The sequence below is a fragment of the Bombiscardovia apis genome (assembly GCF_033095945.1).
Classification (GTDB): domain Bacteria; phylum Actinomycetota; class Actinomycetes; order Actinomycetales; family Bifidobacteriaceae; genus Bombiscardovia; species Bombiscardovia apis.
In genome coordinates, this window is sequence record NZ_AP026800.1 from 1,095,565 (window position 1) to 1,110,472 (window position 14,908).

General features: G+C 56.3%; 10 protein-coding genes. 2 read left to right on the forward strand and 8 right to left on the reverse strand.

Features of this window, described 5'->3' with window-relative positions; translation table 11 throughout:
- Positions 1 to 116: 116 nt before the first annotated feature.
- The 8 genes from R8377_RS04315 to R8377_RS04350 form a co-directional block, all read right to left on the reverse strand.
- On the reverse strand, positions 117 to 788 hold the full coding sequence (locus tag R8377_RS04315; RefSeq protein WP_317642267.1) for an ATP-dependent Clp protease proteolytic subunit: 672 nt from the start codon (positions 786 to 788) through the stop codon (positions 117 to 119).
- 2 nt (positions 789 to 790) lie between these two features.
- On the reverse strand, positions 791 to 1,408 hold the full coding sequence (locus R8377_RS04320) for an ATP-dependent Clp protease proteolytic subunit (protein ID WP_317642268.1): 618 nt from the start codon (positions 1,406 to 1,408) through the stop codon (positions 791 to 793).
- A 168-nt stretch (positions 1,409 to 1,576) separates the two neighbouring features.
- The gene (tig, locus tag R8377_RS04325) at positions 1,577 to 2,968 is read right to left on the reverse strand and encodes a trigger factor (RefSeq protein ID WP_317642269.1); all 1,392 of its coding nucleotides are present in this window, start codon (positions 2,966 to 2,968) and stop codon (positions 1,577 to 1,579) included.
- Between the two features lie 70 nt (positions 2,969 to 3,038).
- Entirely contained in the window at positions 3,039 to 4,331 is a 1,293-nt protein-coding gene (locus R8377_RS04330) for an HRDC domain-containing protein (protein WP_317642270.1), read from the reverse strand.
- Between the two features lie 75 nt (positions 4,332 to 4,406).
- Positions 4,407 to 5,288: a pyruvate formate-lyase-activating protein gene (gene pflA / locus R8377_RS04335; RefSeq protein WP_317643701.1), complete on the reverse strand. Its 882-nt coding sequence runs from the start codon at positions 5,286 to 5,288 to the stop codon at positions 4,407 to 4,409.
- Positions 5,289 to 5,437: 149 nt separating this feature from the next.
- Positions 5,438 to 7,816 carry a formate C-acetyltransferase gene (gene pflB / locus R8377_RS04340; protein ID WP_317642271.1) on the reverse strand — a complete coding sequence of 793 codons (2,379 nt, stop codon included), beginning with the start codon at positions 7,814 to 7,816 and terminating at the stop codon, positions 5,438 to 5,440.
- Positions 7,817 to 7,943: 127 nt separating this feature from the next.
- Complete coding sequence (locus R8377_RS04345; protein WP_317642272.1) at positions 7,944 to 8,183, reverse strand: hypothetical protein; 240 nt, start codon at positions 8,181 to 8,183, stop codon at positions 7,944 to 7,946.
- A 102-nt stretch (positions 8,184 to 8,285) separates the two neighbouring features.
- On the reverse strand, positions 8,286 to 9,980 hold the full coding sequence (locus R8377_RS04350) for an NAD+ synthase (RefSeq protein ID WP_317643703.1): 1,695 nt from the start codon (positions 9,978 to 9,980) through the stop codon (positions 8,286 to 8,288).
- Positions 9,981 to 10,313: 333 nt separating this feature from the next.
- On the opposite strand from R8377_RS04350, the gene R8377_RS04355 reads away from it, so the two are divergent.
- A complete protein-coding gene (locus R8377_RS04355; protein WP_317642273.1) occupies positions 10,314 to 13,748 on the forward strand; it encodes an RCC1 domain-containing protein in 3,435 nt (1,144 codons plus the stop codon).
- A 302-nt stretch (positions 13,749 to 14,050) separates the two neighbouring features.
- Entirely contained in the window at positions 14,051 to 14,881 is an 831-nt protein-coding gene (locus R8377_RS04360) for an MFS transporter (RefSeq protein WP_317643704.1), read from the forward strand.
- The last annotated feature ends 27 nt before the right edge of the window (positions 14,882 to 14,908 follow it).

Genomic DNA, 14,908 nt, shown 5'->3' on the forward strand with positions numbered 1-14,908 from the left:
CCTTGGCGCAACGAATTGAGCAATGTGGTCGAATGTGCCTGCTCCTACGAAGAGGAAACCCCCAAGCTAGGCATTCCCAGCTCAGGGGTTTCACCCATGGTAGTGATAGCGGCGAACTACTTGCGGCTTTCCAATACTTCGTCTACCATGCCGTACTCTTTGGCTTCTGGCGCGGTCAAAATCGTATCGACTTCGATGTCCTTGCGGATTCGTTCGACATCTTGACCGGTGTGCTTGGCTAGGGTCTCTTCTAACCAGTTGCGCATGCGCAGCATTTCCTTGGCTTGAATCTCAATCTCCGTGGCCTTACCGAAGTCCTGCTGCATGGCTGGCTGGTGAATCAACACGCGAGCATTGGGCAGCATGAGTCGCTTACCCTTGGTGCCTGCTGCCAGCAGAATCGAAGCTGCCGAAGCTGCCTGACCCAAGCAGACCGTCTGCACATCAGGCTTAATGTACTGCATGGTGTCGTAGATTGCAGTCATAGCAGTCATCGAACCGCCAGGAGAGTTGATATAGACGATGACATCGCGGTTGGGGTCTTGGCTTTCAAGCACCAAGAGCTGGGCCATAATATCGTCGGCAGATGTGTCGTCGACCTGCACACCCATAAAGATAATGCGGTCGTCGAAGAGGCGTGTGTACGGGTCTTGACGCTTGAAACCGTACGGCGTTTTCTCTTCGAACTGCGGCAAAACATATCGACTTTGAGGGCTCATGCCTGCCATTGCGCGCGGGCCTGCTAAACGCTGGGCGCGGGCTACGAATTGTGCTTCTTCAGAGGCCATGCTCACTCCCCTTCCTGGGTTTGCATCGTGCTATGCGTGGTCACGATCTTGTCTACGAACCCGTATTCCAAAGCCTCCTGGGCATTGAACCAGTGGTCGTACTCGTTGTCTCGGTAAATCTCTTCAATCGTGTGACCGGTTTGGTCAGCAGTGAGCTGGGAGAGCGTCTTCTTCATATCCATAATCAGCTCGGCATTGATGCGCACATCGGTTGCAGTACCGCCAACGCCGCCCGAAGGCTGATGCATCAAGACTCGGGCGTGAGAGGTGATGAAACGCTTGCCCTTAGTACCGGAAGAGAGGAGGAACTGGCCCATTGAAGCGGCCATACCCACGGCCACAGTTGCCACATCGGGCTGAATGAGCTGCATGGTGTCGTAAATGGCCATGCCAGCCGTAATGGAACCACCAGGAGAATTGATATAGAGCCAGATATCCTTGCTCGGATCTTCGGCTGCAAGCATCAACATCTGGGCGCAAATAACGTTCGCATTCGCGTCCTTGACCTCATCGCCCAGCCAGATAATACGATCTTTGAGTAGGCGGTTGAAAATGGGGTCAGTAATCGAGGGAACTTCCCCCTCGTCCATAACGGGCATAGTTGCAAGAGTATTGCTCACCGTGTCTCCTTTGAAGTACATGTCATAATCTGAGCCTACCGCTTCGCACTGACGCTTGAGGCCGGTTGTGCTAGCTGCGCAAAAGCCGCGTCCAGCACCTACAAGGGATAATTCCCATGATAAGCGCTGAACGCGGCTTGAGCTACAACCGCTTGCGCGGATTCACACTTATTCGTTGCCCTCTGCGGCAGCAGCCTGAGTCAGCTCGTCTGCAACAGCGGCAGCAGCAGAAGCAGCCTGTACGCTCTCGGACTCGTCTTCCTCAGCTACGGACTCGTCTTCGCCCAAGAACTGGGAAAGATCCAAGACCTTGCCATCAGAATCCTTGAAGGTGACTGCGCGCATACCAGCGAGCATACCCTTAGAGCGGCCCACTTCCTGCACGGCAGAACCCAACTGGCCATTCTGCACGATGGCGTTGATGAAGGCGGAGGGATCCATGCCGTACTGCTGGGCGATGGAAGCCAAGAAGTTAGTAACATCAGCCTGAGAGACCTTTACCTCCAGCTTATCAGCCAAGGTATCGAGCACAATCTGGTCGCGCAGTTCCTTCTCGACGGTTTCCTCAGCTTCAGCCTTCTCTTCCTTAGAAGCAGACTTGGCATCCTTACCGGCATTCTTGAGTTGGTCAGCAATCATGGACTCCTTGATGCCCTTGGGCACAGGAATCTCTAGGCCTTCCTTGAGCTTGGCGATGAAGGCATCACGGGCATCGGTAGCCTGGCGACCTTCAGCATCTTGCTCGCACTGCTTGCGCACGTCGGCCTTGAGCTCTTCAAGAGTCTCGAACTCGGAGGCCTGCTGAGCAAAGTCGTCGTCGAGCTCGGGCAGTTCCTCTGCCTTTACCGAGTTGACTTTGACCTTAATCTGAGCCTTCTCGCCTTCATGCTCGCCAGCTTCGAGAGTGCCCTCGAAAGTGGTCTCTTCGCCGGAGGACAGGCCGTCGAGAGCCTCGTCCAAGCCGTCGAGCATGGTTTCAGAACCGAGCTCGTAAGAGACACCCTGCTGGGAGTCGGCGCTCTCGCCGTCGATGACAGCGTCGAGGTCGATGGAGACGAAGTCTCCCTTCTTGGCGGGGCGGTCTACCGAGATCAACGTGCCGAAGCGCTGACGGAGGTTATCCAAGCGCTTGGTCACGTCTTCGTCCGTAACCTCAGGCTTGGCAACTTCGATTTCCATGCCTGCAATGTCGGGCAGCTCAATCTGAGGGCGAACTTCTACCTCAGCAGTGAACTTGAGTTTGGTGTCGTCCTGAGCGGACTCAGGAACTTCCTTGACGTCGATTTCGGGCTGAGCCATAGCATGCAGCTCCTTTTGTGCCAGAGCCTTGGAATAAAGCTCGGGAACACCCGAATTGACTGCTTCGCCGGCAACGGAGGCAAAGCCGACCCGCTGGTCGATAATACGACCGGGCACATGGCCTTTGCGGAAGCCAGGTACGTTGACCTGCTTAGCAATGTCTTTGCGAGCCGCATCCAGATACGGGTCAAACTCGTCCTTGTCGACGGTAATGGTAAGCCTCACCTTTGTGGGCTCAAGATTCCTAACGCTGATTTTCACGCTGCGCTCCAATTCATCACAACCGTTTGGTCTGCCTATATCTGCCAGTTTTCTGCCAATCCAGCAACCTTTACATCATAGCTCGACTTACGGACTCGCTGACCAATTCCACCTGCCAGGGGCGAGCCCCCTCATCACGTAGAAAAGCACCAACATCCCTGCGGGCAGGTTCGTCGGTCCAGCACAAGTCTCGCAAGTATTGCGGTTTTATCACCAGATCAACAGGCATATTCGTATCTTTAGCTATCTGTTCTACACTCTGGCGCACTGCACTCAAGCGTTCAAAACGCTCGGGATGCCGCTTCCAGACTTTCATCGAGCGCGGCCCGCTGCCCTCTTCTGAATCGTCGTGTGGCACCTGCGGAGGCTTGGGTAACTCGTCGTTGCTCAAGACCAGAGCGTCGAGGATGGTCTGCCTCCACACGCTGGGCCGAATCGAGCGCTGGATGGGCGCATATCGCTCAAACATTTTGTCTTGCTCGCCGCCGGTACGCATGCGCACCCGCTCATTAAGAGAGCGAATAGAGCGGAACTGGCGGCCATTGCGTGGCTTCAAGCGAGCCGCCTCAATAATGGCCGCATCAGGCAGCAACAGACTAGGAGAAATATCGTTCTCACGGGCCAGCTCGTCTCTCTTAGTCCACAAGGCCCGCACCACTGCCAATCCCCGCCTATCGTTGCGCAGGGAGGTAATGTGAGAGGTCCGGCGCCAAGGCTGGCTGCTGGGTTCCTTACGCTGGCCGCCGGTCTCTAAGAGCCAAGCGAATTCTTGGCGAGCCCACTCGCTTTTGCCCTGCTGGAGCAAGTCTTTCGTCATGGCATCTTCGAGCTCAAGCAGGAGTTCCACGTCGAGAGCCGCGTAATTACGCCAATCTCTGGGCAGTGGTCGGTAGGACCAATCGGCTGCTGAATGCTCTTTTGCAAGGCTTATACCAAGATAATGCTCGGTCACGGCAGACAGGCTTACATGGGCCAAACCAAGCATGCGGGCTGCAAGTTCGGTATCAAACAGCCCTTGCATTTGCATTCCTAGCTCAACGAAACCGGGCAAGTCCTGCCTGCTATCGTGAATAATCCAGCTAGCATCGCCTATGGCGTGGTTGAAGTCTTGCCAAGAGCCGCCCTGCTCCCCTATGGCTACCGGGTCTACGAGTGCGATGTTGACGCCAGAGCGCTTGAACTGCACCAAGTAGTCCTGCTGTCCGTAGCGAAAACCTGAGGCCCGCTCTGCATCGGCTGCCAAGGAACCGCTAGCTTGCGCGTATGCCTGGCACATCTTTTGAAAAGCTGCCAGAGTATCGATAACTGTGGGAACCCCTTCGCGAGGTTCGGCAAGCAAGTGTGGTTCTAGGTCTTGGGCCAACTGGTTTCACGCCTCTTTTCGGTAAGCCTGTGCCGTATAGACGTACACAGCTTAGCGCAAGGTCTGAAAGTCTGTTTAATAGACTACAAAACCGTGGGATTCGAGCTGCTTCTTCACCCGCTCTTGCAGGGCGTGAGAGGGCCCCTTCTTCTCTTCCAAAGGGTAAGGAATGCGCATCTCGTGCCACTTTGGCCGACCCAACTGGTGGAAGGGTAGCACGTCGATGTGTTCAATGGCATCTTTGAACTGTTCGCAGACTTCCGCGACTTTTTCAACGTTTTCTTCTGAATCGGTCAGGCCCGGCACTAAGACGAAGCGCACCCATATCTTGGAGCCAGCATCTTGCAGGCGCTTACCAAAGTCGATGGTGGGAGCCAAGGTGCTGCCGGTCACGATTTTGTAGGTTTCTTCGTCTCCGGACTTCACATCGAGCAGGCACAAGTCGATGTCGTTAATCATCTCGTCGGTATAGTTTTTGTTCAAAAAACCAGAGGTATCTAGGCAGGTATGTACGCCCATCTCTTTAGCTGCCCTAAAGACGCGGGAAACGAAAGCTGCCTGCATCATGGACTCACCACCCGAAAAGGTGATGCCGCCGCCGGTAGCCTTGAAGAGGTCTTCATAACGGGCCACTTTGTCGATCATGGCTTGCAGGTAGACCGGCTTGCCGTCGCGCATCTTCCAAGTGTCGGGATTCTGGCAGTATTGGCAGCGCAGGGGGCAGCCCGACATAAACACGGTCATGCGGGTGCCGGGGCCGTCGACCGAGGTATTGATATCCCAAGAGTGCACGAAGCCGATATCGCCGGTACGGAGGGCATCGATGCGGTCGCGCCGGTCGAGGCCGATGGGAGAATCGAAACCGGATAGGCCACCCATCAGGGTTTGACTTTGATAGACCTTAGACTCTTTCAGCATGTGCGGATTCGTGGTATGGAATTGCGTGCCTTGGGCCATCATGTGCCTCCCTGCATTGATTGAGCCTGGTCTTTGTAGGTATCTGTGCGAATACCAACAGTATAAAAGAGGGGCGAGGCTTGTGCCCCGCCCCTCAAACTTTTCAAGCTCTAGGCTTGAAGAGCGCTAACTTACTAGCGCCTCTGACATCAGTCAGTCACAGATCCCTGGTGGAAGGTGCGAGAGATGACGTCGAGCTGCTGCTCGCGAGTCAGCTTGACGAAGTTCACCGCGTAGCCGGAGACGCGCACGGTCAGGTGCGGGTACTTGTCAGGATTCTCAACTGCATCCTCAAGCTGCTCCTTGCGCAAGACATTGATGTTGGCGTGGTAGAGACCGTGGCCGTTGCCGGAATCCAGGATGCCGACCAGGTTCTTAATACGCTCATCTTCGTCGCGGCCCAAGCCGTCAGGGGTGATGGTGTTCGTCAGCGAGATGCCGTCGAGAGCATCGTCGTAGTCGATCTTGCCCACCGAGAACATGGACGGCAGCATGCCGTGCGAATCCATGCCGTTCTCTGGGTTGGCACCGGGTGCGTATGGGGTGCCTTTCTTGTGGCCAGAGGGGAAGGAACCGGTGTTCTTGCCATACTCCACGTTGGAAGTGATGGTCAGAATCGACTGGGTAGGAACGGCGCCGCGGTAAACCGGGAGCTTCTTGACCTGGCCCATAACGGTAGAAACTGCCCACTTAGCCAAATCGTCAGCGCGGTCATCGTCGTTGCCATAGACCGGGAACTCGCCCACGGTCTTGTAGTTCACGACCAAGTTATCGTCGCCGCCTTCTACGTACTCAGGAGTGCCCTGGGCATCCTTGTTGTAGATCGGGTAGACCTTGGCATACTTGATGGCCGCCAGGGAGTCAGCAGCAATCGACAGACCAGACATACCGCAACCGAGGGTACGGTAGACTTCCTTGTCGTGCAGAGCCATCTCAATGGACTCATAGGCATACTTATCGTGCATGTAGTGAATGATATTCAGAGCTTGCACGTAAGTCTCAGACAGCCATTCCAGAGCCTTCTCGTAGTTGGCCTTGACCTTCTCGTAGTCGAGAGTGCCGTCTGCCTCAGGAGCGATGGGCTCGATGATGCCACGGTCGATAACCTGCATACCGGTCATCTCGTCGCGGCCACCGTTGATGGCGTAGAGCAAGGCCTTGGCGGAGTTCACACGAGCGCCGAAGAACTGCATCTGCTTACCAACGCGCATAGGAGACACGCAGCAAGCGATAGCTGCATCGTCGCCCCAGTGAGCGCGAATGTCCTTGTCGGACTCGTACTGGATGGCCGAGGTGTCGATGGAGATACGAGCGCAGAAACGCTTGTAGCCCTCGGGCAGCTTCGGATCCCAGAAGATGGTGATGTTGGGCTCAGGACCAGGTCCGAGGTGCTCAAGAGTCAACGTTGCGAGCAGACGGAAGGAGGTCTTGGTGACCAGCGGGCGACCGTCGTCGCTGAAGCCAGCGTCGGACCAAGTTGCCCAGTAGGGATCACCGGAGAAGATCTGATCGTAATCGAGGGTGCGCAGGAAGCGAACAATGCGCAGCTTCATCACGATGTTGTCGATAATCTCCTGAGCATCGGTTTCGTCAATGAGGCCAGCGGCGAAATCGCGCTCGAAGTACACGTCGAAGAAGGCAGAGAGACGGCCGATAGACATTGCAGCACCGTCTTGGCTCTTGACGGAAGCCAAGTAGCCCATGTAGGTCCACTGCACAGCTTCTTGAGCGGTCTGAGCGGGGCGAGAAAGATCCAGGCCGTACTCTTGACCCAGCTTTAGCAGCTGCTTCAGGGCCTTAATCTGCTCACCGTGCTCCTCGCGGAAGCGAATCCAGTGCTCGATCTCTTCCTCGGTGAAGTCGTTGCGGTAAGGAATCGAATCCTTGTCAGCCTTCTTGCGGGCAATCAGCTCGTTGACACCGTAGAGGGCCACGCGGCGGTAATCGCCGATGATGCGGCCACGGCCGTAAGAGTCAGGCAGACCGGTCAGAATCTTGTTGTGGCGGGCCAGCTTGATGCGCTGGGTGTATACGTCGAAGACCCCATCGTTGTGGGTCTTGCGATAACGGGTAAAGATCTTCTTTACTTCGGGATCGGGCTCTTTGCCGGCCTCAATAATGGCCTGCTCAACCATGCGCCAACCGCCGTTGGGCATCATAGCGCGCTTGGTAGGAACGTCGGTTTGCAAGCCAACGATGACGTTATCTTGAGTGTCTTGAGCAGACTTGCCGTCAATGTAGCCGGCAGGGAAAGCGTCGATGCCAGCGGGAGTGTGGGTATCCACATCGTAGACACGCTGCTTGCGCTCGACTGCGAGGAAGTTATCGTCAAGATGCTTCCACAGAGCCTTGGTCTTCTCTGTTGCGGGCTTTAAGAAGGATTCATCGCCGGTGTAAGGCGTGTAGTTTTCCTGAATAAAGTCGCGAACGTCAATATCTTGTTTCCAGTCTTCGCCTTTGAAACCCTGCCAAGCCTTCGCTTGAAGCTCCTCCGGAGAGACGGCCGTCTTTGCATCAACTGCTGTCATTGCCACTCCTTAATTTATGTTCAGTCGCGCATCTTCACGCTGCTGCCTTCATTCTCATTATATGGGGTTAAGCCTCATAAGTAGCTACGCTCAGTAGTGAGCTTGGTCACATTTTGAGTTTTGCTCTTTACAAGAGCGTGTCGTCTTGTTCAGAATCTTCGCTCTGGTTGGCAGTTCCGTCCCAAGACTGCTTCCACTTTTTATTGTCTTCTTCCCATTTTTTATTGCGCTGCTGAGCAATCTTCCAAGCCTGCTCAGCGGCTTCTTTACTGGGATAAGGGCCCATGCGCTGCTCCAGCGGAGAGAGCTTGCCCTGCTCAGCCTGGCCGCTCGAAGTGTTGAAATACCATTCGTTTACTTGATCCATCTGCAACCTCCTATTGAGAAAGCTTGTGCGTGAAACTCACGGCAACAATCCGAGCAGGCTAGGGCTCTAGCTCCAGCCCGCCCGAGCCGGCCCCGCGGGCTTCTACTCGGCGAAAGCGTTCGTAATCGGCAGCCTGCGATCGCGCCCGAAGGCTAAGGCCGTAACCTTGGGCCCGAGCGGGTACTGACGGCGCTTCCACTCCGCCCTATCTACCAAACGCATGACGGTGTCTACGGTTTCAGGATCGAAACCATCGGCCAGCAAATCGGCCCGGCCATGGGCTTTTTCAATATAGGCCGCGAGTACTTGGTCCAAAAGCTCGTAGTCTGGCAGGGAGTCCGAATCCTTCTGCCCCTCGCGCAGCTCAGCGGAAGGCGCCTTAGTAATGGAAGCATCCGGAATCGGCTCGCTCTTGCCCGCAGCCAGCGCCTCGGCATTGCGCCACCGGGCCAACTGCCACACGCGCGTTTTGAGCAAGTCTTTAATCGGCGCATAACCGCCCACAGCATCGCCGTAAATGGTGGAGTAGCCGCAAGCCAGCTCAGACTTGTTGCCCGTAGCCAAGGCCAGCAGCCCCTTGGAGTTGGAATAGGCCATAACGATTACGCCGCGAATGCGCGCTTGAAGGTTTTCGGCAGCCACCCCGCTCAAATCAAGCTGGCTTTGGAAGGTCTTGTAGAGCTGCTCGATAGCTTGCACATCGTAATGGGCACCCAGGCGCTGGGCCAAGTCAGCAGCGTCGTCTTTGGAGCCGTCGGAGGAATACATGCTGGGCATGGAAATACCCCATATATGCTCTCCCCCGCAGGCGTCGGCCGCCATGGCAGCCACCAGAGCCGAGTCGATGCCGCCCGAAAGCCCCAAGCACACGCCCGTAAAGTGGTTCTTCGCCATGTAGTCTTTGAGGCCCAGCACGCAAGCCTTATAGACTTCTTCGTCGCCGTCGAGGTCTGGGGCCATCTGCGAGCCCATCTGCTCAGGCCCAGCCTCATCGCCCTGGCCCGCAGCGAGCGTCCAGTAGCTTAAGTCTTCTACGAACTGCGGCGAATGCTCCAGCAAATCACCGCTTTGACCCATTACGAAGGAGCCGCCGTCAAAAATGAGGTCGTCTTGCCCGCCTACTTGGTTCACGTAGACCACGGGTGCGCCCACTTCGCGCGCCCGGCGAGCCGCCAAGTCTCGGCGGACATGGCCCTTGCCCTCCTCGTAAGGCGAGCCGTTAATAGTGAGTAGGAGGTCAATGTTGCGCCCAGCCAACTCCTGCACCGGCCCGCCGTCTTGCCAAATATCTTCGCAAATAGCTACGCCGATGCGCTGCCCGTTAATGTTGAGCACCACCGAGCGCTCCCCCGGAGAGAAGATGCGGAACTCGTCGAAGACCCCATAGTTGGGCAGGAAATGCTTGTCGTAAGCGCCCCAAACTGCGCCCTCGTGCAAGACCACCATTCGGTTGCGCGGCAGGTCGTTACTGTGGTCCGTGCCCACAGTGCCCACCACTACAAAGAGCTCGCCCAAACCCTGCTCAAGCAGCTGGGCCGCCAACTCGTTGGCCTTATCCCAGGCTGCCCGGCGGAAAGTGCCTCGCAAGGCTAAGTCTTCGATAGGATACCCGGTCAAAGCCATCTCGGGGAAGGCCACCAGCTGGGCACCCTCACGGCTGGCCCGCTGCGCAAAGTCGAGCACCTTGGCCGCGTTCCCGCTCAAGTCGCCCACGCAGGTATCAATCTGCGCCAAAGCAATCTTCAAGGCCTGCCGAGCGCCAGCCTGCCCGTACTCCACCTGCTCAAAGCGATCCATCTGTTCCATACCCCCAACCCTACCCGCGAGCCTACCCCGCACAAGCCCTCAAACCCCAGCTTCGCCAAGAGCTGCACCCCGCACAAATACCGCTTCTCCCCTGCCCAAGTCTTCACACACGAACTCAACCAGATACAATCAAACCAGGAAACCAATGTGTTGCACTTATAACGTGAACACAGGCGGTTGAAGGTTCCGACTTGAGCGTGGTAAGCTCGGGTCAATATATACGATTGGTTTGCTCACTTTTGACAAGGCTTGGGGAAGTTTTGTGGTTGCTTCGTTGCACCCGGTGAGTAGATTGCCTGACTAACTTACACAGGATATACGAGTATGCGCCGTTTTCGCCTCACCAATGCCATGAGCATGGCATTGGTCTTGATTGTCCTTGGGGGGGGGGCTATTCAACTAGCCCAGCCCGCCCACGCTGACCCTACTCAACTCACCCGCAAATCAGCACTACCGGGCGGCAGCGAAACAGTAGACGGCGTTACTCTCTCCCCTACTCACGGACCTATTTCTGGCGGCAACCAAGCTACTGTCACCAAACCACCCGCCAACGTAAGCTTCACACAAGTCTCAGCCGGCAACAACAGCGCAGCAGCAATCGGCTCAGACGGATTCGTCTACTGGTGGGGAGAAAACAAACAATGGGCACCCGTGCGCGCCCACACACCCACCGGCGTGCGCTTCACCCAAATCTCAGCCGGATACACCCACTACCTTGCTCTATCCACCAAAGGCGAAATCTACTCTTGGGGCACCAACAACGCCGGCCAACTAGGCAACGGCGACACCACCGGCACCACCCAGGAGGATGCTAAACCCATCAGCCGAGGAGCTATACCCAAGAGCGTGAAAATCACCCAGATTGAGGCCGGCGACCGGCACTCCACCGCTATCGATGCCAACGGCAAAGCCTACGCTTGGGGCCTCAACACCTACGGTCAGCTGGGCAACAACGACTCTACTCACGCCAACCAGTTCGAACCGGTAGCCATAGCCCAAGGCGCCATCCCCGCCGGAGTGACCATCACCCAGATCAGCGCAGGCGGCCAGTTCACCCTCGCCCTGGGCAGCGACCAGCGCGCCTACTCCTGGGGCTACGGAGCCAACGGACGCCTCGGCACCGGCAACGCTGCCAACCAAGACGCACCCGCGGCCGTGGCCAAAGGACAAATACCAGCTTCTGCCACAGTTCAGCAAATCAGTGCCGGCGACTGCCATGCCCTGCTCGTAAGCAGCGACCATAAAGCGTATGGATGGGGAGTTGACAGAAGTAGCCAATTGGGAATCGGCAGATACATGAGCAATCGCGGCAACCCCGATATATACTCGCCGCTGCCCGTAGGCATACGGCAAAACTTTTACTATCTCGTCGATGTCTCATATGTGCCCCCTACGGTGAGCCATGTCGAAGCAGGCATCAACACTTCACTCGCCATCGGCACGGATAACAGAGCTTACAGCTGGGGAGATAACACCTACGGGCAAGGCGGTCTCGGAATAAACAACAGTATCTCTGACGGAACATACGGCGGCAGAGTCGATTGGCCCCATGCGGTGCTCTATCTCACCGGTGTCACACAGGCCAGCGCGGGCAATGCGGTCGCGCTCTTTGTAGACTCCGGCGGCACTCATTCCTGCGGCAATCCGTCCGAGGGCAGGCTCGCCAGCCCGAACGCGGGCATCATCAACCCCGGCCTGCCCGGCATGGGGCTCACCGTGCAGAACTTCCCCGTGCCCGTGTGGACCCCGACCTTCGCAATCGTCAACGTGTCCTTCGCCGGCACGCCCGTCGCCTCCCACACCGTGGACGCCGCGGGCAACTGGCACTTCCCGGTGCCGACCCACGCCGTGGGCAAGGTCGACGTGACCGTGGACTGGAACAACGTGTACGACAAACGCCCCCAGCCGCCCGTTACCCTCCACTACGACTACCGCACCACTTATACCGTCAGTTTCAAATTAGGCGGAGGAACCAGCAGCCCACCACCCAACCAAAACGTTACCAACGGCGACGCCATCGCATGGCCTGAAACACCAAGCTGGGAGCACCACTGGTTTAACGGCTGGTTCACCAGCGCTGGCCAACCTTGGGATTTCACTGAAGGTGTCGAATCGGACATGACACTCACCGCTCAATGGGAAGACTACGAATTCACTCGCACACCCGGCACCGGCCCCACTAGCGGAAACACACACGTAAGCGTCACCGCCCCCGCCCCTCCGACAGGCATTCGTTACTTCGCATTCAGCGCCGGTGACAGCAATACCTTGGCTCTTGCATCTGACGGATATACGTATGCATGGGGCTCAAACCAGTACGGTCAGCTGGGCAACGAACAAGCCGGCAGCAGTAGCTCCCACCCGGTCCGGGTGCAACTACCAGAAGGGGTCCATCTAGCTCAAATATCGACCGGCTACGCCCACAATATTGGCTTAGACACTAATGGTCATGTATGGACTTGGGGCTGGAATAAGCACGGTCAACTCGGCAGCGCCAGCAAAGCTGACACCGATTCCCCCACTTATGAGCCTATAGATTTGACCGATGCTGGCGCGTTACCAGCTACCATCAGCCAGATTAGCGCCGGATATGCCCACAACATGGCACTCGACAGCGACGGTAACGTGTGGACTTGGGGCTGGAATAAGTTCGGGCAGCTAGCTAGCACGGTCAACAACTACACCGATTCCGCAAACCCGACTCCAGTTAACATCACAGATAACGCTACCTTACCTATCAGTACAATCAATCAGATAAGTGCCGGAGCTGCCTACTCAATGGTTTTGGATAGCGATCACCATATTTGGACTTGGGGACTCAATAACTGTGGACAGTTGGGCACCGCTACGAATAATAGCTTAGATATCGCAAATCCCACACCAGTAGACCTAGCTGCCGCCGGACGCATACCAGACACCATTACCCGGGTGAGCGCCGGTCTCTCCCATGCCCTTGCGCTCGACTCCACCAACCACGTTTGGACATGGGGCTGGAATGACTCCGGTCAGCTAGGCTTTTCCCCTACCGGGAACCGCGCCAATCCCAACCCCTACGACATTACTGCTGTAGGAATCCTGCCCGCAGACATCAGTCAGATTAGCGCGGGAACTTGGCACTCTACCGCCGTGGACAGCAACCAGCATGTCTGGACTTGGGGCGGCAATCAATATGGGCAATTAGCGACAGCCGCCAATCTCGGTAGTATGACTGCCAATCCCATTCCTGTTGACATTACTGCAGCAGGAATCCTGCCAAGCGGTGCTACCAAACTCCAGACCGGGGCGGGCCACACCATTGCTCTAGACAGCAGCTACCACGGGAGTACTTGGGGCCACAATGACAGCGGACAACTCGGCCACGAGACCGCGGGTAATAGCCCCCAACCAACGCCTAAAGCGATTAGCCTCCAAGAAATCTCTCTAACAACCGCCAAATTCGACACTACTCCTATTCCCAACCCTCCAACGTGGAATACGAGTGAAGAAAAATGGCATATCACCTCGCCAGCGCATATTCCGGGGCAAGCGGATATTGCTCTGAGTTGGACCCTAGGCAGTCACGCTCAGCCTGATTACATACTCCCCTACTTTTACAACTACAACTTACCCGAAGCGGGCAGCATTCCCCTGCAACGAATGAGAGCCACACTAGCTCTGAGTTTGGGCTTCACAGGGAGCTTAGTTGTAGCTGAAATCAGTCTCTACCGCCGACGTAAGCATGGACGCTTTGCTAAGTCGCAAAAACTTAGGAAAGCGTAGGCAAGGACTACAAAAACTCACCGCACCGCCAAGCCGCTGCTAGCCAAACGTTTTCTGTATATGCAAAAACCACGGCAATCGGCGGCAATCAAATTGACGGGGCAGGTGAGATTGCCAGGATTCTATCTTGTGCCTGCCTTACACAGTAGTGAATCAGCCATACCACAGTCTGCGCCGCAATCCCAGCCCCAGACTCCGACCACCAGCCTGCCCGAAGCAGCAATCCCCCCAGGAGCACTCTCGCGAGCGCACCAGCTTCCCCTAAGCCGCAAAACAAACTCCACGAGACTCGGCCTATCTTGATGAAAGATGCCGACGGCTTCGGCATGGGCGACTTTTACGGTAGCGGCATGATGACCTTAAACGGCACGTATGTGGCGCTCTTTTGGACGCGCTTTTGCGGGCTGAGCATTCAGTCGGCTCAGTCGATTCTGGGTACTGCCGCTTTCATTTCCGCTATTTCGGCGCTCTTCTTCGGCTCCTTTGGCGACGCGCTCTTCCATTTTTCTGCCGGTCGCCGTTTTGGCAGGCGTCACTTGATGATGCTCATAGTGTGCCCGCTGATTCTTACGGGCATCTTGATTTGGATTCCGGGCTTGCCGCATTGGGCTTACCTGGTGGAGTTTGCTATATGGATTGTGACAGGCCAAATCTTCCAAACGGCTTATAACTCGCTGCCCACCGAGATGACCGACGACTATAAGGGCCGGACTAAGCTGTCTACGACGCGCACTTTTATTGCTACGCTCTCTGGCACGGCCCTGCCGCTGGTGGGCGGCGCAGTACTGGCTACCCGGGGCGAGCAGGCTTCGTCTTACCAGATTTTTGCTATTGGTTTTACGATTGCTTTTGCGCTGGCTGTGTTGTACGCTTGGCGGCACACTTGGGAGATGTCGCCCCACCAGGCCGGGTATGGCTATTTGGAGGAGCAAAGTGGCCACCATGATTTCTGGCGGCACCCGGTACTGATTATGGCCCGCCTAGCGCAGGTGTGCCGGGCTTACGCTTCGACCTTGCGCATTTCGGCTTTCCGCAAGCATTTGGCTATTTATATACTGGTTCAAACTTCGATGGATGTGTTTGGCGGTAGTGGAGGATTTAACGGGCTTGCCTTATGGCCAGGTTTGGCCTGAGGAGGTGCGGATATAAAGGTACAAAAA

Bases quoted from the DNA above. Each gene is read 5' to 3' on its own strand.
- pflA (WP_317643701.1), bottom strand. From the start codon at position 5,288: ATGGCCCAAGGCACGCAATTCCATACCACGAATCCGCACATGCTGAAA.
- pflB (WP_317642271.1), bottom strand. From the start codon at position 7,816: ATGACAGCAGTTGATGCAAAGACGGCCGTCTCTCCGGAGGAGCTTCAA.
- R8377_RS04315 (WP_317642267.1), bottom strand. From the start codon at position 788: ATGGCCTCTGAAGAAGCACAATTCGTAGCCCGCGCCCAGCGTTTAGCA.
- R8377_RS04345 (WP_317642272.1), bottom strand. From the start codon at position 8,183: ATGGATCAAGTAAACGAATGGTATTTCAACACTTCGAGCGGCCAGGCT.
- R8377_RS04360 (WP_317643704.1), top strand. From the start codon at position 14,051: ATGAAAGATGCCGACGGCTTCGGCATGGGCGACTTTTACGGTAGCGGC.
- R8377_RS04350 (WP_317643703.1), bottom strand. From the start codon at position 9,980: ATGGATCGCTTTGAGCAGGTGGAGTACGGGCAGGCTGGCGCTCGGCAG.
- R8377_RS04355 (WP_317642273.1), top strand. From the start codon at position 10,314: ATGCGCCGTTTTCGCCTCACCAATGCCATGAGCATGGCATTGGTCTTG.